This window comes from Photobacterium sp. GB-56, from assembly GCF_003026105.1.
In the GTDB taxonomy this organism is placed as follows: Bacteria; Pseudomonadota; Gammaproteobacteria; order Enterobacterales; family Vibrionaceae; genus Photobacterium.
The window spans coordinates 150,839-172,666 of the sequence record NZ_PYNW01000001.1 but is presented as its reverse complement, the minus strand read 5'-3'; the positions used below and the strand labels follow the sequence as shown (position 1 = coordinate 172,666).

At 42.2% G+C, this 21,828-nt stretch carries 21 protein-coding genes; all 21 read right to left on the bottom strand.

Going from position 1 to position 21,828, the window contains the following annotated elements; genetic code table 11:
* Positions 1 to 9: 9 nt before the first annotated feature.
* Positions 10 to 2,238: a chemotaxis protein CheA gene (locus C9J42_RS00870; RefSeq protein ID WP_107205508.1), complete on the bottom strand. Its 2,229-nt coding sequence runs from the start codon at positions 2,236 to 2,238 to the stop codon at positions 10 to 12.
* A gap of 9 nt (positions 2,239 to 2,247) precedes the next feature.
* Positions 2,248 to 2,967, bottom strand: a complete 720-nt coding sequence (locus C9J42_RS00865) for a protein phosphatase CheZ (protein WP_107205507.1) — start codon at positions 2,965 to 2,967, stop codon at positions 2,248 to 2,250.
* A gap of 48 nt (positions 2,968 to 3,015) precedes the next feature.
* Positions 3,016 to 3,387 carry a chemotaxis response regulator CheY gene (gene cheY / locus C9J42_RS00860; RefSeq protein ID WP_199187030.1) on the bottom strand — a complete coding sequence of 124 codons (372 nt, stop codon included), beginning with the start codon at positions 3,385 to 3,387 and terminating at the stop codon, positions 3,016 to 3,018.
* Between the two features lie 64 nt (positions 3,388 to 3,451).
* Complete coding sequence (locus C9J42_RS00855) at positions 3,452 to 4,174, bottom strand: RNA polymerase sigma factor FliA (RefSeq protein WP_045082753.1); 723 nt, start codon at positions 4,172 to 4,174, stop codon at positions 3,452 to 3,454.
* Complete coding sequence (locus C9J42_RS00850) at positions 4,167 to 5,057, bottom strand: MinD/ParA family protein (protein WP_005370324.1); 891 nt, start codon at positions 5,055 to 5,057, stop codon at positions 4,167 to 4,169. The genes C9J42_RS00855 and C9J42_RS00850 overlap by 8 nt, the downstream gene beginning before the upstream one ends.
* Positions 5,050 to 6,762, bottom strand: a complete 1,713-nt coding sequence (flhF, locus tag C9J42_RS00845) for a flagellar biosynthesis protein FlhF (RefSeq protein ID WP_107245623.1) — start codon at positions 6,760 to 6,762, stop codon at positions 5,050 to 5,052. The genes C9J42_RS00850 and flhF overlap by 8 nt, the downstream gene beginning before the upstream one ends.
* A gap of 50 nt (positions 6,763 to 6,812) precedes the next feature.
* Positions 6,813 to 8,909, bottom strand: a complete 2,097-nt coding sequence (gene flhA / locus C9J42_RS00840; protein ID WP_107205504.1) for a flagellar biosynthesis protein FlhA — start codon at positions 8,907 to 8,909, stop codon at positions 6,813 to 6,815.
* Between the two features lie 362 nt (positions 8,910 to 9,271).
* Positions 9,272 to 10,402, bottom strand: a complete 1,131-nt coding sequence (flhB, locus tag C9J42_RS00835; RefSeq protein ID WP_045148070.1) for a flagellar biosynthesis protein FlhB — start codon at positions 10,400 to 10,402, stop codon at positions 9,272 to 9,274.
* Positions 10,403 to 10,425: 23 nt separating this feature from the next.
* On the bottom strand, positions 10,426 to 11,208 hold the full coding sequence (gene fliR, locus C9J42_RS00830; protein WP_107205503.1) for a flagellar biosynthetic protein FliR: 783 nt from the start codon (positions 11,206 to 11,208) through the stop codon (positions 10,426 to 10,428).
* 20 nt (positions 11,209 to 11,228) lie between these two features.
* Entirely contained in the window at positions 11,229 to 11,498 is a 270-nt protein-coding gene (fliQ, locus tag C9J42_RS00825) for a flagellar biosynthesis protein FliQ (RefSeq protein WP_005370314.1), read from the bottom strand.
* Between the two features lie 33 nt (positions 11,499 to 11,531).
* The gene (gene fliP, locus C9J42_RS00820; RefSeq protein WP_107205502.1) at positions 11,532 to 12,380 is read right to left on the bottom strand and encodes a flagellar type III secretion system pore protein FliP; all 849 of its coding nucleotides are present in this window, start codon (positions 12,378 to 12,380) and stop codon (positions 11,532 to 11,534) included.
* Complete coding sequence (fliO, locus tag C9J42_RS00815; protein ID WP_107205501.1) at positions 12,367 to 12,816, bottom strand: flagellar biosynthetic protein FliO; 450 nt, start codon at positions 12,814 to 12,816, stop codon at positions 12,367 to 12,369. Before fliO ends, fliP begins: the two co-directional genes overlap by 14 nt.
* Before the next feature lie 8 nt (positions 12,817 to 12,824).
* The gene (fliN, locus tag C9J42_RS00810; protein ID WP_107205500.1) at positions 12,825 to 13,214 is read right to left on the bottom strand and encodes a flagellar motor switch protein FliN; all 390 of its coding nucleotides are present in this window, start codon (positions 13,212 to 13,214) and stop codon (positions 12,825 to 12,827) included.
* Positions 13,215 to 13,230: 16 nt separating this feature from the next.
* The gene (gene fliM / locus C9J42_RS00805; RefSeq protein ID WP_107205499.1) at positions 13,231 to 14,280 is read right to left on the bottom strand and encodes a flagellar motor switch protein FliM; all 1,050 of its coding nucleotides are present in this window, start codon (positions 14,278 to 14,280) and stop codon (positions 13,231 to 13,233) included.
* 7 nt (positions 14,281 to 14,287) lie between these two features.
* Positions 14,288 to 14,770 (bottom strand): flagellar basal body-associated protein FliL, encoded by a 483-nt coding sequence (gene fliL / locus C9J42_RS00800; protein ID WP_107205498.1) that lies wholly within the window; start codon positions 14,768 to 14,770, stop codon positions 14,288 to 14,290.
* Between the two features lie 53 nt (positions 14,771 to 14,823).
* The gene (locus C9J42_RS00795) at positions 14,824 to 16,275 is read right to left on the bottom strand and encodes a flagellar hook-length control protein FliK (protein ID WP_107301589.1); all 1,452 of its coding nucleotides are present in this window, start codon (positions 16,273 to 16,275) and stop codon (positions 14,824 to 14,826) included.
* A 120-nt stretch (positions 16,276 to 16,395) separates the two neighbouring features.
* On the bottom strand, positions 16,396 to 16,836 hold the full coding sequence (fliJ, locus tag C9J42_RS00790; RefSeq protein WP_045148062.1) for a flagellar export protein FliJ: 441 nt from the start codon (positions 16,834 to 16,836) through the stop codon (positions 16,396 to 16,398).
* A 31-nt stretch (positions 16,837 to 16,867) separates the two neighbouring features.
* A complete protein-coding gene (fliI, locus tag C9J42_RS00785) occupies positions 16,868 to 18,190 on the bottom strand; it encodes a flagellar protein export ATPase FliI (RefSeq protein ID WP_005370306.1) in 1,323 nt (440 codons plus the stop codon).
* Positions 18,187 to 18,990 carry a flagellar assembly protein FliH gene (fliH, locus tag C9J42_RS00780; RefSeq protein ID WP_107301588.1) on the bottom strand — a complete coding sequence of 268 codons (804 nt, stop codon included), beginning with the start codon at positions 18,988 to 18,990 and terminating at the stop codon, positions 18,187 to 18,189. Before fliH ends, fliI begins: the two co-directional genes overlap by 4 nt.
* A gap of 35 nt (positions 18,991 to 19,025) precedes the next feature.
* Complete coding sequence (fliG, locus tag C9J42_RS00775) at positions 19,026 to 20,069, bottom strand: flagellar motor switch protein FliG (RefSeq protein WP_107205920.1); 1,044 nt, start codon at positions 20,067 to 20,069, stop codon at positions 19,026 to 19,028.
* Positions 20,062 to 21,810, bottom strand: a complete 1,749-nt coding sequence (gene fliF / locus C9J42_RS00770) for a flagellar basal-body MS-ring/collar protein FliF (protein WP_107205495.1) — start codon at positions 21,808 to 21,810, stop codon at positions 20,062 to 20,064. Before fliF ends, fliG begins: the two co-directional genes overlap by 8 nt.
* Positions 21,811 to 21,828: the final 18 nt, after the last annotated feature.

Here is a 21,828-nt window from a genome sequence, read left to right as displayed (position 1 = left end):
TCGTGCTAATTAATGACCAGCGTAGTGTTTTAATAAGCTTGGCACATCAAGAATTAATGCAATATGACCATCACTGGTAATAGTTGCACCTGCCATACCTGGCGTACCTTGAAGTAAGCTATCTAGTGGTTTTATCACGACTTCTTCTTGACCAATTAAGGTATCAACCACAAAACCAATTCGCTGATGGCCAATTTGAACAATAACGACATGACCATGGCCACGATCTTTATTCGTACCGCCAGTCATATTTGACAACCAATCTTGTAGATAAAACAGGGGTATCGCTTTATCACGAACAATAATTGTTAACTGACCATCAACAGTATTGGTTTTATTCAAATCAAGGTGGAATATTTCATTCACACTCGCTAATGGCAATGCAAATGGTTGTTCACCAACACCTACCATTAATGTCGGTAAAATAGCCAACGTTAACGGTACTTTAATGTCAATTCGAGTGCCTTTACCTAGCACTGAATCAATATGAATTGAACCATTAAGCTGATTAATCCCTGTTTTTACAACATCCATTCCTACACCACGACCAGAAATATCAGAGATTTCTTTTTTGGTCGAGAAGCCAGGGGCAAAAATGAGATTATACGCTTCATTGTCAGTGATACGAGAAGCGGCATCTGCATCCATCACACCGCGTTCAACAGCAATGCTGCGGAGCTTTTCTGCATCCATACCGCCACCATCATCTTCGATGGTAAGTAGAATATGATCGCCTTCTTGTGATGCTGATAATAAGACAGTTCCCGTACGAGGCTTACCTACCTGCTCACGAACATCCGGCATTTCAATACCATGATCTACAGAATTTCGTACTAAGTGAACCAGAGGATCAGCAAGAGCTTCCACTAAGTTTTTATCTAAATCTGTTTCCTCACCGCGCATTTCCAGTACGATTTCTTTCTTTAAGCTACGCGCTAAATCACGTACAACACGAGGAAAACGACCAAATACTTTCTTGATTGGTTGCATGCGAGTTTTCATCACAGCGCCTTGAAGATCTGCCGTTACAACATCAAGATTTGAGACCGCTTTCGACATTTCTTCATCATTGGTGTTTAAACCAAGACTAACTAAACGATTTCGTACTAAAACCAACTCTCCGACCATATTCATAATGGTATCAAGGGTTGAAGTATCAACACGCACTGTCGCATCCGCTTGTGGTTTTGACTTCTCTTTGACCGCAACAGGTTTCGCTGAGCGCTCTACTGGCGGTTGATGTGCCGCAGAAGCAGGTGGAGTGACCATTGCTGTTGATTGAGTCGAACTAACAGCAGCTTCAACTTCGGTTAAATCATTCGCTGTAGATTGTGCAGCAGACGCTTGTTCTTCTAAAGATGGGCTTTTACCTGCACCATGTAATTCATCAAGCAGACGTTCAAATTCATCATCTGTCATCAAGTCATCACTATCACCGGCACCAGTATCTTCTGGCACGGTAGATGATAGGGTTACTGACGATGATGGTGTTGTAACACTTGCCGCAGGCGTATCACTATTTCCCGGCCCTTTGCCAGAACCGTGTAGTTCGTCTAACAAACGTTCGAATTCATCATCAGTAATATCACCGCTATCAAAATTTAATTGTGCTTCTACATTATTTTGCGCAGTTGGCTCTGGTGCCGTTGGCTTGGATGGGCTTTGTCCAGTACCATGAAGTTCATCAAGTAAACGATCAAACTCATCTTGAGTCATGTCATCAACACTGTCACCAGTGGTAACATTCTCACTACTTGACGTACTCGCGGGTTCTGGTGTCACCTCTGCAATAACATCAACCGATGGCGCTTCAACGGGCTTAGAAATAGGAGCGAGTTCATCTGCTGTTGCAGGCTGGCTGTAATAATGTAAGGCATCTAATAAACGTTGATCAGCACGATCAAGAGGCTGATGTTCTTTCACTTGTTCAAACATCACATTAATACAGTCAAGCGCTTCTAAAATCACATCCATCAACTCAGATGTTACGCTACGCTTGCCTGTTCGCAGCAAGTCAAAAACGTTTTCTGCACCGTGACAAGCATCAACCAGTTCGGTTAAAGAAAGAAATCCTGCGCCACCTTTTACCGTATGAAAACCACGGAAAATAGCATTCAATAACTCAGAATCATCGGGGCTTCGTTCAAGCTCTACCAATTGTTCAGAAAGCAATTCAAGAATTTCGCCTGCTTCTATTAAAAAGTCCTGCAGGATATCTTCGTCTAAATCAAAGCTCATAAATTTCCCCTAAAATCCAAGACTCGAAAGTAAATCATCAACATCATCTTGTGATTCAACAACATCATTACGTTGCTCTGGATTGATGATTGGCCCTTCAGGCTTTAAGGCGTCTTTTTTATCATCAATCACAGTATTCGCGTCTTGTTCCATGCCAAAAGCTTTAAGAATTTCAACTAACCTATCTTCAACTTCATGAACTAACTCAATGACACGTCGAATGATTTGTCCAGTGAGATCTTGGTAGTCCTGAGCCATAAGGATATCGGTAAGGTGGGTACGCAGTGTGCTGCTATCACCTTCAATTTGAACAAGCAATAAATCAATATCGTGACACAATGTTTTAAATTCAGTAAGACCAATCTTACCTGCCATTAAACGCTGCCACTGAGGATGCACTTGCAATAACGTGTTATGCAGTTTATCCGCAATAGGTAGCGTGCTTTCAACTGCGTCCATCGTTTTATTTGCGGCTTGCTCCGTTTTATCGATAACATAAAGCAATCGTTCACGAGCATCAGGAATATCAGTTTTCGCTAAATCATTAACCCGAGGGTCAAGGCGAAAATTAATTAAAGAATCATGCAACTGGCGAGTAATTTTACCCACCTCTGCAAACATTGGTTCATGGCTATCGGCAACTAATGTTTGTACAAGCGAATTGGCTTCAGCTTGTTGTCCATTTTCTAGCAAGCTGACAAGCTGTTTTGCCTGTTCAAGTGAAATCATGCTTCTTTATCGTCCTTATGCACTACTGATGGTTATTGTTAGTAATCGTTACTGCAAACGTTCGAAAATTTTATCCAATTTTTCTTTCAACGTTGCTGCGGTAAATGGTTTAACGATATAACCATTAACACCTGCTTGTGCCGCTTCAATGATCTGCTCACGCTTTGCTTCAGCAGTGATCATCAATACAGGCAAGTGCTTCAATTGTTCATCAGAACGAATATGACGAAGTAAATCAATACCTTGCATTCCTGGCATATTCCAATCCGTTACAACGAAGTCGAAATCACCCTTTTTAAGCATTGGTAAAGCGGTTAATCCATCATCTGCTTCTAAGGTGTTGTTAAAACCCAAATCACGAAGCAGGTTTTTAACAATACGGCGCATTGTTGAGAAGTCATCAACAATGAGAATTTTCATGTTTTTATTCAAGTTTGCCTCCACTGAGAGCCAGTGTTCTTCTAGTTCTAAAAATAAATAATTATTAAGCAGTCCATGCTGTTAATTTTGCACGTAATCGCTGCATTGCTTGGCTGTGTATCTGACAAATTCGTGATTCACTAACACCGATTACCGCACCAATTTCTTTTAAATTAAGCTCTTCGTCGTAATAAAGTGATAACACTAACGCCTCTCGTTCTGGGAGGGTTTTTATCGCTTCAGCCAATGACGCACGAAAGTTATCATCAACAACACCTTGAAAGGGTGTGTTTTCACCGATACTTTCTTCATTAGCGACGGTATCTTCTGCCACTCCAAGATCACTAATACCGACTAAGCGTCCACAATTAACATCATTTAGTGCTTGATGGTACTGTTCTAACGGCATATCGAGATATTGCGCAATTTCTTGGTCATTAGGATCGCGTCCTAATTCATTTTCAAGGTGAGATATTGCTTCACTTATCTTTCGGCTATTTTTATATACTGAACGAGGGACCCAATCACCACGACGAATATCATCAAGCATTGCCCCACGAATACGAATTCCAGCAAACGTTTCAAAGCTTGCCCCTTTCGTAGGATCATAATTTTGTTGCGCTTCAAGTAAACCTATCATGCCTGCTTGAATTAAATCTTCCACTAAGACACTCGGCGGTAAACGAACCATTAAGTGATGAGCAATGCGTTTAACTAACGATGAGTATCGTTCGATAAATGCTTGTGGACTCTGCTGATATTGACCATAAGCCATCGCTTTATTCACTGTATGGCACCTCCATGGCCTGAGAACGTTTGATCAATAAACGCTCAACAAAAAACTCAAGATGTCCACCTGGGTTATGCGGAATAGGCCAAGTCATTGCTTTGGTTGATAATGAATTCAACGCCAATGCAGCAGGGCTACGAGGGAAAGCTTCGACCACTATCTTCTGACGTTTAACGGCTTGGCGAACATTATCATCAAGCGGAATACATGCCACGAGCTCTAAATTAGCATCTAAGAATCGTTCCGTAACACGCGTCAATTTGGTAAACAGATCGCGTCCTTCACGGTAACTACGCACCATATTGGCAACAATTTTAAAGCGTTGAACATCATATTCACGACTTAAGATTTTAATCAATGCATAAGCATCTGTAATTGATGTTGGTTCATCACAGACAACAACCAGCACATCTTGCGCAGCGCGAGCAAAACTAAGCACCATGTCTGAAATACCTGCAGCGGTATCTACCAGTAGAAAATCAAGATCGTCTTGTAAATTACCAAAAGCACGAATTAACCCAGCATGCTGCGCTGGTGTTAACTCTGCCATATTTTGAGTACCCGAGGCAGCAGGAATAATTTTTAACCCGTATGGGCCTTCAATAATGATATCTTCCAGCTCACAGATACCCGCTAAAACGTGAGATAAGTTACGCCCTGCACGAAGTCCTAGCATCACATCAACGTTCGCAAGGCCTAGATCAGCATCCAATACCATGACCCGCTTACCTTGACGTGCCATCGACATCGCCATATTTAGCGTAACATTGGTTTTACCGACACCACCTTTACCACCGGTTACAGTAATCACTTTGGTTGAGGTTAACTGAGTCATTCGACGTAAACCGCTTGCTTGATCGTACATTCTGCTCTCAATCATAATAATCTGCCGCCTTATTATCTGAACTATCACTAGACCAGAAATGTGATTGCTGGCTTATCTCTATCTCCAATAATTCATTAGCACGTGACACTAGGTAGTTCCCCGATGCTATTTTGATATCTTCTGGTACACGCTGGCCATCCGCTAAATAAGCGATAGGTAATGCATTTTGAATCGCCACGCAGATGATCTCTCCTAAACTTAATGACTCATCAAGCTTTGTTAATACGCAACCAGAAAGTGGAATACGACGAAAATGTTCAATCGTTTCCTGCAGCACTCGACGCTGTGATGTCGCTGGCATCACTAAGTAGCTTCGAATATGCGCTCCGCTGTTTTTCATTAAAGTGTCTAGCTGTTCAGATAACCGAATATCACGCTGCCCCATCCCTGCGGTATCAAGCAATACCAATCGGCGATGTCGCAACTGATGTAAGATATCGGCAAGTTCTTCAGCATCTTTAGCAACTCTTACCGGACAGCCCATAATTCGACCATAAGTCGCTAATTGCTCATGAGCACCAATACGATATGTATCTGTCGTCACTAGAGCAATTTGATCTGGACCAAACTCCATTGCCGCGCGAGCAGCTAACTTGGCAATTGTCGTGGTTTTACCTACACCTGTTGGGCCTAATAAAGCCACCACACCGCCCGTATCTAAAATACAATCGTCGGTAGTAATAATTTGATCCGATAACAAATCAAGTAATGCCGGCCATGCTTCATTGGGTTGAATATCTTCAGGGATATAACACGCTAATTGATCGGCTAATTGCTCTGATAATCCCATTTTTTCAAGACGTTTGATCATCATGGCGCGCATTGGTTCGCGGCGTTCAACTTCTTGCCACATTAAGCCAGATAGCTGATGTTCTAATAAGCGACGTATCGAGATCATTTCAGATCGCACTTGATCCAGTTCATCTTTACTCGGTTGGGCTTTAGATTCGTAACGAGAAGGATCTAATCGTGGCTTTTGCGGTGAATGCTCACGTCCATTCATACCATGATCATGCTGAGGGCTATCAAATAACCCACGACCAACGGATAAATCACGTTCATATTGTTTTGATGATGGACGACGGTAATCGCCGATATCTAAATCATGCTTATTGGTTTCAGGTTGACGACGCTGAAATAGTGGTGATGTTGATGATGAACGGTTATCACGTGATGAAGGAGTATCTGCATAATGTTGGTCAGAATAACGAGAGTAACCACTAGCCTTTTGTTGCGATGCGCGTTCATTTTGCGGACTGTATGCTGGCTTGTGGTCATGTCGAAATGCATTCGCTTCTGAATATAAGCTGTGACTATCCCCTTGCTCGCGCAATTTAGATTGGCGATCAAGTAATGCACTAAGTGAATCAACCTCGTTAGGTTGCTCATTTTGCTCTTGGGTTGAGGCATAGTTTTGTAATACGCTAGCAAATTTCTGCGCCGTGGATTGGTTCAACTGCACCTTGTCATCAGCAAGTTTACGTCTTGCTTGATTTAACCCTTGAGTAACTTCGTCACGAGAGCGAGGCTGAGTATTTGGAGCTGCTGGAGGCGTTGTATCGACATCCACCGCTGCCACAATCTCAACACCACCAGAAACTTTCTTATTCGACATAATGACGGCATCAGGCCCAAGCTCTTCTTTGACTTCGCTAAGTGCCGTTCTCATATCCTTGGCAAAAAATCGTTTAATTTTCAAAATATCGTCCTATATCAGAAAGGGCTTAGGCGCATCTACAACCACTAACATTAATTACCTACCGCATTCACAATTCGAATTTGTTTTTCATCAGGCACTTCCTGATATGACAATACCCGTAAACTTGGGATCGTATTTTTAACAAATTTAGCTAATGTTGAACGCAACACACCTGAGGTCAATAATACCGCAGGCTCACCTTTCAATTCTTGCTGCTGAGTCGCTTCTGTTAATGAACGTTGTAAACGTTCCGCTAATCCAGGCTCAATACCTGAAGATTCACCACCAGCAGATTGCATAGTTTGATGCAATATTTGTTCCAATTCAGGGACTAGGGTAATCACTGGCAACTCAACTTCTATTCCATTGATTTCTTGACAAATTAATCGTTTCAGACCGATACGAACAGCGGCGGTTAATATGTCAGGATCTTGACTCTTACTGGAATACTCCGACAAAGTTTGGACAATGGTTCGAATATCACGCAGTGGAATAGCTTCATTTAATAAGTTCTGCATTACTTTCACCACAACCCCTAGAGGTAATTGATCAGGAACAAAACCATCAACCAATTTAGGTGTCGTTTGACCTAACATTTCTAATAGGTTTTGTACCTCTTCATGACCCAGTAACTGCGATGCATGATTTGTCAGTAATTGGCTTAAATGAGTCGCCAGTACTGTTGCTGAATCAACCACGGTATAACCTAATGCTTGCGCATGTTCACGTTGTGAGTCTTGTACCCAGACCGCTTCAAGACCAAACGCAGGATCGGTTGTCATTTCACCATCAATAGAACCGAAAACTTGGCCAGGGTTAATCGCCAGATCCATTTTGGGGTGAATATTTGCTTCGCCACAGGCGACGCCCATCAAACTAATGCGGTAACTATTCGGTGGCAGCTCTAAGTTATCGCGAATATGAACCGGTGGGATAAGAAAACCAAAGTCTTGTGATAACTTTTTACGAACACCTTTCACGCGCTCTAGCAACTCACCACCTTGATCTTTATCGACCATTGAAATTAAACGGTAACCCACTTCTAAACCAATGGTATCAACAGGCTGTACATCATCCCACGATAGTTCTTTTAGCGGTTGGGTCGGTGCTAACTCTGTCGGCGGCGCTTGCTTTTCAACAAGTGCTTCTGCTTTCTCTTTCTTTATTCGCCAATAAGCGACACCACCAATAATGGCGGCAAGCAATAAGAAAGGAATATGAGGCATACCAGGAACAATACCCATAACAAATAGAATCATACCGGTGATGATCAGCGCTTGAGGATTGTTAAACATCTGAAAATACATTTGCTGCCCCATGTCCTCGTCAGTATTTTGACGAGTTACCATCATTGCCGCACCGATGGATAACAGTAGCGATGGGATTTGAGCAACAAGACCATCACCAATGGTCAATAAACTGTAAATTTCGAGGGCTTCACCAAATGTCAGACCATGCTGACCCATACCAATGATTAAACCACCAATGATATTGATAAAGAGGATCAAGATACCGGCAATGGCATCACCTTTAACAAACTTAGACGCACCATCCATAGAACCATAGAAGTCGGCTTCTTTTGTTACTTCAAAACGACGAGTACGCGCTTGCTCTTGATCAATAAGCCCTGCGTTTAAATCAGCATCAATAGCCATTTGCTTACCCGGTAAGGCATCAAGGGTGAAGCGAGCACTAACTTCTGAAATACGACCTGCACCTTTGGTTACTACCATAAAGTTAATGATCATCAAAATAAGGAAGACCACTAAACCCACCGCATAGTTGCCACCAATAACAACCGAGCCAAATGCATCAATAACTTGTCCTGCCGCATCAGGCCCTTCATGACCGTGCAATAAAACAACACGAGTCGATGCAACGTTTAGTGCTAAACGTAATAGCGTGGCAATAAGTAGTACGGTAGGAAAAGCAGCAAAATCAAGCGGACGACGGGTATATACCGTCACCAATAACACCACCAGTGAAAGCGCGATATTAAAGGTAAACGTCATATCCAATAGCAACGGCGGCATTGGTAAAATGATCATTGCTAACATTGCCAATACCATTATAGGCGCACCTATTGATGGCATAGACTTGATACTGGCTAACGGCAATCTATCTGCAAAGGGAATTGAAAGCTTCATTCTGTCTAGTGATCTATTCTTTTATTATTGGTATCAATGTTCGTTTTATAAACAAAAGAAGATAATTAAATAGTCCGTTATTTAATAAAGACGATGAACCATGAATGCATAAAATAAGGTAAAGCAATTATCATGCCTTACATATTAGTCATTTTTTTGACAGTGCGAAAAGACTATCAAATTAATAACAGAAAGCTAAAGATAAACGCTATATTTGTGACTTCCTGTCTAATATAAACATTTAATTAAATAACGCCCCTAATAGACTTTATTCCAAAAAAGAATTAATGATTAATATATAAACAATAAATTTTTAGCCACAATATACTTAATTATCATTTCAATAATCATGTACCTAAACATTAATGGCGTAATTCTTCAGGTATATCCATTGCAGCTTTAGATAGTGTTGGTTTTTTGCCTTTACCTTTGCGGTATTCTTTTAACTGAAACACATAAGCTAATATTTGAGCAACGGCAACAAATAAACCATCTGGAATTTGCTGTTCTAATTCAGTCGTATAATAAATAGCACGAGCTAATGGCGCGGCAGGTACAATATCAATATTATGTTTATTGGCTATCTCTCTGATCTTAAGCGCTAAATGATCGCCTCCTTTCGCAATAACAACGGGCGCAGAGTCCAACTTAGGATCGTAGCGAAGTGCGACAGAGAAGTGCTCAGGGTTAGTAATTACCACGTCAGCTTGCGGCACATCTGCCATCATACGTCGCTGAGCCATTTCACGTTGCAGCATTCTAATACGCCCTTTTACTTCAGGCTTACCTTCCGAATCTTTGTATTCATCTTTAATTTCTTGTTTGGTCATTTTTAATTGCTGATTAAAATTCCAAATTTGAAATGGCACATCAATGGCAACAACAATAAGCAGTGAGCAACAAATTAAAAGAACAAAGTTTAGTAATATATCGATAGCATGAAAGTAATTGGCAGGAAAAACCTCATTACTGAGTTGGAAAAAGTCTTCTAAACTCGAAAATATCAAGTAGCAAGCAATACTCCCCACCAGCCCAACTTTTAAAATAGACTTAATTAACTCAACCCAACTTTGCATACCAAACATCCGCTTTATTCCACTGAGCGGATTCATTTTTGATAACTTAGGCATTGCAGCTTGAGTGGAAAAGCGAACACCACCGACACCAGCAGCTCCAATAAAAGCAGCAACAAACAAAAAAATGAGTACTAAAAATAAAGGCGCGAGAATATAAACAATCGCATCTAAAATAATAACGAATAAACGATCAAGATCGAATATATCGTCGCGCGTTAAGCTAAACATTGCTGTCATGATATGACTCAGTGCTTTACTTAACCCTTCTCCAAACCACATTAACCCAACAGCACCAGACACTAATACCGCAACAGACGCTAATTCTCTTGAGCGCGGAACTTGACCTTTCTCTCGCGCCTGCTCAAGCCGTCTGGGCGTGGCGTCTTCGGTACGTTCTTGACCATCTGAATCAGACATACTGATTTACTCCCAGTCTTAACTTAACAATCAATTCGGATCAAACTACACACTTGATCTAAGCCAACTTGCCATATCGCTTCATATTGCGGCACGATACCGAGTACAATAAACCAGCTAATTGCCAGACCGAGTAATAACGCAAATGAGAAACCTAACGAGAAAATATTTAGCTGTGGTGCTGCTCGAGTCATTACGCCAAACGACAAATTCACCGTTAGCAAAGCAATCACCCCTGCTAACGCCATATTCACGCCCGCTTTAAACATATGCCCAAACCAACCTGCAAGCTGATAGTAATCTTTTTGCTGTAGCATAGCCTCACCTATCGGCAAGGTTTTAAAGCTCACAACAACAGCATTTAACATCTCTAAATGCCCATCTGTTGCTAAGAACAATAAAATGGCCAAAAACATATAAAACTGTCCCAATACGGGCGTATTCTGACCATTCGCAGGATCAACCATTGAAGCAAAACCTAAACTCGATTGCATACCTAATATTTGCCCAAGTAAGACAAATATTTGAGTAATAAACTGTGTCACTAATCCCATTGCTACACCAATGATTAGTTGCTGAGTAGTAACAATAAATCCAGCTAAAGAAAGTAACTCAATATCTTGTGGGACTTTAGGTAAAACAGGCAAGACCGCAAATGTGATCGCTAAGGCTAAATATAAGCGAATTTTAGGTGAAACAAAGCGCGCCCCAAAAAACGTCATCGCCATCATCATTGATGAGATACGTGTAAAAGGCCAAAAATAATTCGCTATCCAATCAAGTAAAAGATTTGCGGTGTAATGCATAATCGACGGCTGCTCGTTTGCTAATAAAGCAACTGTGGGATTTGATCAATAATGCGATAGAAATAATCCATCAGCATTTGCGTCATCATATGACCAAAAAACATCAACGCGAGTAACGTCACCACTAAACGGGGTAAGAAACTCAATGTTTGCTCATTGATTGAGGTGGCCGCTTGAAATACCGCAACAACTAAACCAATTAACAGCCCTGGAATGACAATCGCGCACACCATGATAAGTACCATGTATAGCGCTTCTTGAAATATCTCAACAAAAGCTTCTGGCGTCATAAAAGCATCCTTTTTATCCGATGTTTATTCACATTAGGTGCCAAAACTACCTGCCAGTGTGGATAAGATCAGGTTCCAACCATCAACTAAAACAAACAACATTAATTTAAACGGTAACGATACAATCATAGGTGAAAGCATCATCATACCCATCGCCATTAAGATCGATGCAACGACCAAATCAATAATCAAAAATGGTAAAAACAGCATAAAGCCGATTTGAAACGCCGTTTTTAGCTCTGAAGTAATAAACGCAGGGATCAATACCGTTAACGGCACCGTCTGCGGATCATCAGCCGTTGAGCCAGACATATTCACAAACGTTTCTAAATCTTTTACCCGGGTTTGTTTTAGCATAAATTGGCGCATCGGATCTTCCGCTTTTGCCAACGCTTCTTTCGCCGTGATTTGCTCATTAATATAAGGCTGAACGGCATCTGCATTGATCTTATCAATCACCGGAGACATCACAAAAAACGTTAAGAACAGCGCTATGCCGATAATCACTTGGTTAGAAGGTGTTTGCTGTAAACCCATCGCTTGACGCAGGATCGACATTACCACCACGATACGGGTGAAAGAGGTCATTAAAATAACCATCGCAGGCAAAAAGCCCAACGCGGTCATTAACGCTAAAATTTGCAGGGTGACAGAATAATCTTCACTACCATCAGGGTTTACTGTCACCGATAATGCCGGTATTCCCCCACCATTACGGGCTGCTTGCATGTGACCTGAGGTTGTTTCTGCACTCATTGCTGTCGCCGTCGTACTATTAGCCACGTTCGCTTCAACCGCATGCGCTATATTGATTGACGATAACAACACAGAGATAGCAAGAAAAGCCATCCAAGTGATAAGGGTGAATTTATTTTTTAACATTATTTTTCATTAGCTTGCTAAGCTGAGAAGCGAAATCTCTGCTTGGCGATTCGTCCATGTTTAAAGGCTTATCCAATTTACTTAGCAAAGAAATATTATGTTGAGTAATACCCACCAACATTTGCTCTTCACCGACTTGCAATAGCACGACTCTTTCTCGTTGCCCGACTGCCAGCTGTGTAATTACTTTTAAACCCGAATCATTACCACTGATCCCAGCCACCCGCATACGTTTTAATAACCAAGCTAAGAAAACAATAATCGCAATCACAAGCAGTAAAGAAGCCAGAGTGGTTGCGATATTTAAGTCAGGTGCTTGTCTTAATGGCGGCGGCGCTTTTTCAATCGTTTTCTCAACCGCTGTTTGTGCGAAACAGGACAGTGTGAAAAATAATAGCGATAATACTGTAACTATCTGGCCTATAATCCTTTTCATGGCCAGCCTTAACGTAACTTTTTAATACGCTCAGTTTGGCTGATCACATCAGTCAAACGAATACCAAATTTGTCATTGACCACAACCACTTCACCATGTGCAATAAGGGTCCCATTAACCATCACATCTAATGATTCACCCGCAATACGATCAAGCTCAACCACTGAACCTTGGTTTAATTGCAGTAGGTTACGAATACTGATTTGCGTACGTCCGACTTCCATCGAAATGGTAACCGGAATATCCATAATAGTATCAAGCTTACGACGTTCATCATCGGTGATCGGTACCGTTTCATCAGTCAGCTCTTCTAGTGGTGCTGGTTGTACATCATCAATTTGCTCTGCTAATGCTGCAGCCCAATCATCTGCCATTTGTTGGTCATTATTATTTGACATTGTCATCGTCCTTTTCTTATTCGTTACTATCGCGATTAATATTAAGTAATGCCGTGCCTAGCTCATCACGGTCGAGAAACGCCAAATCCGTTTTAACCATATCGGGACGTTGTAGTTTCTCACTAATTTTCAATGCTACATTGTCACCAGAGCGACCCATTTTGGCGTGATAAGTCGGTAAATCTTCCACAAAAATGGTCGCTTGCTCAGGCATATCAATAGGGATCACATCGCCAACTTGTAGCTCCATCAAATCACGTAACGATAAATCCACATCCAGTAATTTGGCGCGAAGATTAACGGGTACATCCATGATTTCATCACGCAATGCTTTACTCCAACGCACGTCGGTGTCCATCTTGTCACTTTGTACACCCGCATCGAGTAATTCACGGATTGGCTCAACCATCGAATATGGCATGACGACATGAAAATCACCGCCGCCACCATCAACTTCAATATGAAATGAGCTCACCACTATCACTTCTGTTGGGCTCACAATATTTGCCATGGTCGGGTTCACTTCTGAGTCTAAATATTCAAACTCAACCCCCATCACCGGAGACCATGCTTCGCGGTAATCTTCAAACACAAGTTTGAGTAGCATTTGAACAATACGGCGTTCGGTAGGAGTAAATTCACGACCTTCAATTTTGGCGTGAAAGCGACCATCGCCACCAAAAAAGTTTTCAACCAGAATAAAGACGAGACGCGCTTCCATCGTAATAAGCGCGGTACCTTTTAATGGACGAAAGCGCACCATATTTAAGCTTGTTGGTACATACAGTGTATTTTGGTACTCACCAAATTTAATCATCTGTACGCCATTAATAGACACTTCCGCCGTTTTACGCAGCATATTAAACAGGCTGATACGCATATGGCGCGCAAAACGCTCATTGATAAGCTCAAGTGTCGGCATTCGACCACGAACAATGCGGTCTTGTGATGAAAAATCAAAGGTAGCAACATCACTCGCGACCTCGTGATCATGAAGTTCATCTTCTGGCTCATCGACACCATGAAGTAGCGCATCAATTTCATCTTGGGTTAATAAATCACTCACTGTAAACCTACTGCATTACAAAACCAGTAAAAAGAACCCGCTCAACTGCAGGTGTTCCAGCCACTTTAACCATTGCCGCTTTCACAGCTTCAAGCGCTTGTTGGCGTAACTGATCACGGCCATTAGGGCTACGTAATTGCTCAACGGTTGCGACCCCGAATGCTTGAAGAAGAGTACTTTCAATTAACGGTATGTGCTGTTTCGCCAAGGCTTCATTTTTATCGCCACGTACCATTAATTGCACTTTAATTTGAACCACTCTATCTCGTGTATCACCCGTAACATTGAAAGTAAAAGGCTGAGGTAATACAACATAGTAAGCAGACATTACAGATGCTGGTGACGTTGTACTTTCTTGAACCGTTGCAGCCACTTGTGGCGACTCTTTAGCGTCATCGCCATTTAGCAACCAAAAGCCAATGCCTGCCGCCAATATTACAATGACGGCTACTGCACTTATTAACATCAGCTTTTTCTTGCCCATCGCCATTTTTATTCCTTTTTGTCTTTATTTTCATTAATTAAATTATTAGCAATTGTTAATTACGCATAGTAATCAACCCGATCTTTATTGTTTGTTACAAACATCTCAATCGCATCAAGATGTTTATCTGAATTAGTCTCATTAGTGCCTGCAAAAGATTCATCATGGGCAGCACCTGATGATTGCTCCCCTGAATGCTGCTGTGAGAACTGCTGCGCAAATTGATTTGAACTGTCTTGCTGCACAGAGCCTTGCGCTAACTGCAAGCCTTGTTGCTGCATCATCTCACGTAGCCTTGGCATTGCTTGTTCAACCATATCCCGTGTTTGGCTATTATTAACGGTAAATTGCACTGAAGCTTGATCTTGATTCAAGGCTAATTTGATTTGAATTTTGCCAAGCTCTGGCGGATCTAATCGGATATCAATTTGCTTTAAATTCTTAGCCATCATCATATTAATCCGCTCAGAAACTTGCTCTCCCGCCTGCTCTTTTGTCAGCAGTAATGGCGACTGAACCTGTGTATTTGCATGTTGTAAGTCCATTTTCATCGCATTGGTTTGCTGGTTACTCATTAGTGCCGATAATGGTTGTGAAGAGATAGTGTCTTGCTCTTGTTCCTGACCATCAACCAATGTTTTTCTAACAGCTTCCATCATTCCATTGGTTGCGATCAGTTCAGAATTTTTTTCACCAGAAAGAAACGCATTCACGATACCATGTTCAGCTTTTACACCAGATAGTGTTGATTTTAATTCAGGATCGATTGTGGGTTGAGAAAGCAGTGTCGCTTCATCACTTTTTTCCGCTTTCACTGCAGCGGTTGCAGCGTGCCAGCCCAGTTTTAACTCACTCGGTTTGACATCCGCTTGTAGTACTTTCTCTTTTTCAGTTAGCTCATTTTGCTTGATTGAAGTGATTTCAGAGCTATCTAATACAAATTTGTCACTAGAGAGCTCTGGTTTCACATCTAAAGACGCATCTGATGATGGCATTTGCTCTGACTGTGGCGGCAAAGCTTTGCCCCCACCTGAAGATTGTTGACTAAGCTGCTGATTTGATTGGTTCAAACGTTGAAGGAAATCCGCACCTTCAAACATCATTTTTTCGACATCAGCAATACTTTCGCCATCATCAACATTATCAACACTGGTGATATCCTCACTATCATCAATAGATACAACGCCACTATCAACAACAGATACCATCTCATCTGAAACAACCTCATCAGAGACTACCTCAGCGTTAGATTCAGTGTCGATAACTAAATCATCAGAGACAATAACAGCATTATTGTTCGCTTCTTCACCAGCTTCAACATCTGTCGATTTTTGTGTTTTTTGTTCTATTTTTAAATCGCTTACCGATGTTTTCTCTGTTGATGCTGCTTGTAACTGAGAATCAAACGAAGCATCTTTGTCACCTTCATTTGTTTCTACCGTTTTAGTATTTGAAGATCCCGCAGGTGTGGCTTTTACGTGCGGTGTTGATAAGGGATTTAATAGATTCATAGCCAATTCAAACCTAGTACTGGGCGTGGAGAAAACAAAACGTAACCATTTGATCTTCCGACGACAAAAAGAGATAAGCTGGAGTAATGCAAAAACTAAACCAGTTACTCATCAATAAGGTTATTGTTGTAACCTTCGCGCAAATTGCAATGTAACAAATTCATCCATCATTTTTTGCTCTTGCTTATCAAGCCACTGTTTATGCTCACGTTCGCGTTTTTCCACCAGCCATTCAACCGAACGTCTTTTTTGTTGCATTTCTTGCCAGTGCTGGGAGCACTTTTGAATTTGTTCTTCAAAGTACCCTCCCGCTTGCTTTTGCTTTTCTAATGTTTGATCCAGTTGCGTTAAGAATTTCTGTAAATGACTATATTGACTTGCGGTTAAACCTTGTTGGCCTCTAACAGATAACTGATTGAGATAATCCAATCGATATTTTTCAATCTGCGCTAACTGTTGTAAGTAGTTTTGTTGCTCAATACGGGCTTGGTTTAACGCTAAACTGGCTTGATGCTCTTGCTCTTTCGCTTGCTCGATGATTAATCCTAGCGCGTTAGACATACTTAATTTCCTTATCCATGATCACCTGCAATTAACCACCTAATGTTGAGCGCAACATATTGACGCACATCTCATAGGGCACTGACTCTTTCATTTCTTGTTGCAGATAAGCGTCTAATTTCGGTTTAAAACTAAAAGCTTGATCAATCGTATTATCCGTTCCGGGTTTATAAGCACCAATGGAGACTAAATCTTGATTTTTACGGCATATAGAAAGAATTTGACGTACCGCTTTTGACATCAACATATGCTCTTCGCTCACAATCGCAGGCATAACACGACTCACCGAACGTTCGACATCGATCGCAGGATAATGTCCAGCGTCTGCCATCTCACGAGATAACACAATGTGACCATCTAAAATCGCACGAGAGGCATCTGCAATAGGATCTTGCAAGTCATCACCTTCACTAAGAACGGTAAAGAAAGCCGTTATAGAACCTTGATTTTCATTACCATTACCCGCGCGTTCCACCAGCGCAGGTAACTTTGCAAATACCGAAGGTGGATAACCTTTGGTTGCTGGCGGCTCACCAACAGACAATGCGATTTCACGTTGTGCTTGTGCAAAACGGGTCAGAGAATCCATCAGCAGTAATACATCAAAGCCCTGATCGCGGAAATACTCAGCAATCGTCAATGAGGTTTGACAACCTTTTAAGCGCATTAATGGTGAAGCATCAGCAGGTGCCGCCACCACCACAGATCGCGCACGGCCTTCTGGCCCTAAGCTTTCTTCAATAAACTCTTTAACTTCACGACCACGCTCACCAATAAGGCCAACCACAACAATCTGGGCACTGGTGCCACGAGTCATCATGCCTAAAGTCACAGACTTACCAACACCCGAGCCTGCAAAAAGACCAATACGCTGGCCTTTGCCTACCGTCAAACAGCCATTGATCGCTTTAATACCCACATCGAGCGGCTCTTTGATTGGTTTACGGGCGAGAGGATTGATAGGAGTGGCATTAAATGAAGCTCGATGCTCGGTAAAAATAGGCCCTAAGCCATCGAGCGGATTACCCACCCCATCAATAACCCGACCTAATAATTCAGGACCAACGGGTAGACCACTATTGTGCAGAATTGGCGTGACTTTAGCGCCTGGCATCACCCCAAGCAGCTGTTCACTCGGCATGAGAAACAAGGTTTCACCTGAAAAGCCAACCACTTCAGCTTCAAGTTCACCATTTAATGTTTCTACTTTACATAAGCTACCAACAGGAGCACGGCAACCTATTGCTTCAAGTGTTAAACCAACAACTCGCACTAAACGTCCAGAAGCAACAGGCTTACACCCCGTCCCTTCCGTTTTATATTGACTTAACCGTTCGGCTAGTGAGGCTGTCATTTAGATTGATCTCGAATACTACTATTAACCGCTTCAAAGCTACTTAAAGAGTGACGAATACGATCTTCGATAAAATAATCAACCGAAGTATCATGGCTATTTAATTGCAGATCACCTCGATTTAAACTTGGCTCAGCAATAAGTTTCCATTTTCGCTCTAACAAGTCATCATCACTAAAATTTTGTTTTACTAAGGCTACATCTTCAGGATGCAGATTCATCGTAATATCACGATTGGCAACCGGTAACGTCGCCACCACTTCACGAATCGTATTTAAAATCACTTGTGGGTTCGTTTTCACTTCCACTCGGATCAACTCTTTCGCTAAACCTAAAGCAAGTTGCATCACCTGCTCTTCAACCTCACGATCAACTTGTGTAATTGGCGCTAATAGCTTTTCAGCCACTGACGCCAAATGATTCACTTGTTCTGTTATTTGTTGTTGGGCTTGCTCTAACCCCTGTTGTAACCCTTGCTCTTTGCCTTCAACAAGACCAGATTCAAGCCCTTCAGCGTGACCGGTTTTAAACCCTTCACTGTGTCCAGCTTGTCGTCCTTGCTCTATTCCTTCGTCATACGCCGATTGCTGCATCGCTTCTAAATCAGCAGCCGTTAATGGCGGAGGCCCCGCTTCTTCTTCAGGCTCGAATTCTTCAATAACAGGACGAGGCTGATAATTAAAAGCGTTGTCACTTTGTTCTTGACGCTGTTCTGAATAATCAGGGTATGCCCAACGTTCTAATTCTTGTGCTTGGTGGTCTGAAACTCGAAAAAAGCCGCGACGACGTTCATCACTCATGACGACCACCTGCTAATTCAACAATAGGGATAATTTTATAGGTACTCATCTGCACCGCCACCGCCGCCGCCCAGCATAATTTCACCTGCATCAGAAAGACGACGAGCAATGGTTAGAATTTCTTTTTGCGCCGCTTCTACATCAGCAACACGAATCGGCCCCATCGCTTCTAATTCTTCACGTAGCATCTCAGAAGCACGCTTGGACATATTGGCGAAGAATTTATCACGCAGCATATCATCCGCACCTTTTAGTGCTTTTTGTAAGAGATCTTGTGGTATATCACGGAGCAAGGTCTGAATACCGCGATCATCGACTTCTGTTAGGTTATCAAATACAAACATTAAGTCTTGGATCTGGGTCGCCGTATCTTCATCCGTTTCACGGATCTGATCCATCAACAAGCCTTCAACATTATTATCGAGGTAGTTCATGATCTCAGCCGCAGCTTTCAAGCCGCCAATTTTAGCCGCTTGCGCACCAGCTTGACCTGCAAACTGTTTCTCCATGATATCGTTCAATTCATGCAGTGCCGCTGGTTGTACTTCTTCTAAGTTCGCAATACGCATCATCAGATCTAAACGTACACGCTCAGGAAATTGCGCTAAGATTTCCGCAGATTGTTCCGGCTCTAAGTATGATAAAACAATGGTTTGGATCTGCGGGTGCTCATTGAGAATAATGCTCGCTACTTGACGAGGATCCATCCATTTCAGCGAATCCAAGCCACGAGAGCCACTGCCCATCAGGATTTGATCAACAAGGTTATTCGCTTTATCTTCACCTAACGCAGCAACTAATGTGTTACGTACGAAATCTTCGCTACCCATGCCAATGCTAGTGTATTTTTGAATATCTTCGAGAAACAATCGGTGTACACCGGAGACTTTCTCTTGGCTAAGATCTGTCATACTCGCCATCGCACCACCCACACGTTGCACCTGCTTAGGTTCAAGGTGACGAATAATACTGGCAGCATCTTGCTCACTAAGGCTAAGCAGTAAAATGGCGGCTTTTTCTGTCCCACTTAGCGTATTTGGATCAAATTTATTTTCACTTATAGCAACATCATTAGCCATCTTCATTCACCCAACTTTTAACCACTTGTGCTGCGAGATCAGGTTCATTATCCACCAATGCTCGAACGGCTTTCAGTAAATCTTCATCTTTATGTAAATTTGGTAAATCTAAGCTACTAGAGCTCAATTCAAACCCTTCACCGCCATCCAATTCTGCGCCAATAAGCCCAACAGCATCCGCTGAGTTTGCCATAACTGGCATACCATTTTCGTCTAATGGCGTACCATCTGGTGCTTGGTTTGGATACAACAGCTTACGCATTGCTGGACGTACTAATACCATAATCACCACAATAATAACGAGCGCCGCTGCAATCCAACGTACCCAGCTACTAAAGTTCGGATTTTCCCAGATAGGGAGATCGGCAGCTAATTGAGATTCTGGTAACGCAAAAGGAACGGAAAGCACTTCAAGTAAATCCCCTCGCGCTTCTGAAAAACCAATCCCCCCCATTAGCAGGCGGCGAATTTTAGCAATTTCTGCTTCTGAAACAGGTACGCGAGTCACATCCCCCGTTTTAGGATCTGTGATGGTCTTATAATCCACCGCAACAGATACCGTTTGACGGTCAATAACCCCCGTTTGTGCACGCTTATGGCTAATCGTGGTATCTAATTCATAGTTACGGGTAGATTCTCTATGTACCGAGCCATCACTGCCGTTTGTACCCGACTGCATGTCTTTCACATTTTGAGGGATTGCCGATTCAACCGGCGGCTGATTACTTAATGCACCAGGAATACCTGCAACTTGGTTACCACCATTAATATCTTCCAGCGTAAATTCACTGCGCGTTGCCGCTGTTGATGGATCATAGCGCTTACGCGTTTCTTCTAATGCCGAGAAATCCATAGCAACGTCAACTTGCGAAGTATAATTACCCAGACCTAAAACAGGCATTAAGATAGCATCAATTTTTTCGCGTAATGCTTGTTCCTGTTTTCGCTCTAATTCGTATTCTTTACGTTTCGCTGTTGTACTAGGATCTTCAGTACCAGAGCTCAATAAACGACCATGTTGATCGGTTACCGTGACTCGTGTTGGACGAAGCCCAGGTACCGCTGTTGCCACCATATCAACAATGGAATCTACTTCTTGTTGGCCTAATGAACCACCAGAAGATAAGGTTAAAAAGACTGTTGCCGTCGCTTCTTGATTATGACGAACAAACACACTTTGTTTTGGTGTCGCCAATAAAACCTGCGCTTTACGTACTTGGCTAATTTGTTCGATAGCACGGGCTAATTGACGTTCACGACTGAGCTTTAAACGCTCACTTTCCATTCGTTGTGATACACCAAATCCCATGTCTTGCAATAAAATATCATCGCCTTCTGCCGTTTGGGCATTTAGTCCAGTACGGGTTAAATCTAACTTGATCGCACTGTATTCATCAGCAGGAACGCGGATCGTATTGCCATCTAATTGATATTCAATTTTCTTTTGATCAAAGTGATCGAGGATTGGAATTAATTCTTCGGTATCATAAGTGCCTAATGGGCGCATCTCAGGCTCTTTGATCCACATTGTTACCAACACGATTAGCGCGACACAAATTGCCACCGATAGCACTAGAATAACTTGACGTAATAAATCCAAGTTACCCAAAATACTATCAGTCGAAGAGGCTTTCTTCTCTGAAATATCAGCACCTTGATCTGCGCCCATATCATCATGTAATACAGGAGCGGCGCCATTGCCCGATACCGCCAAAGGTTGATTAATGTTTTCTTCTGCCACGACTTTTACCCATAAACT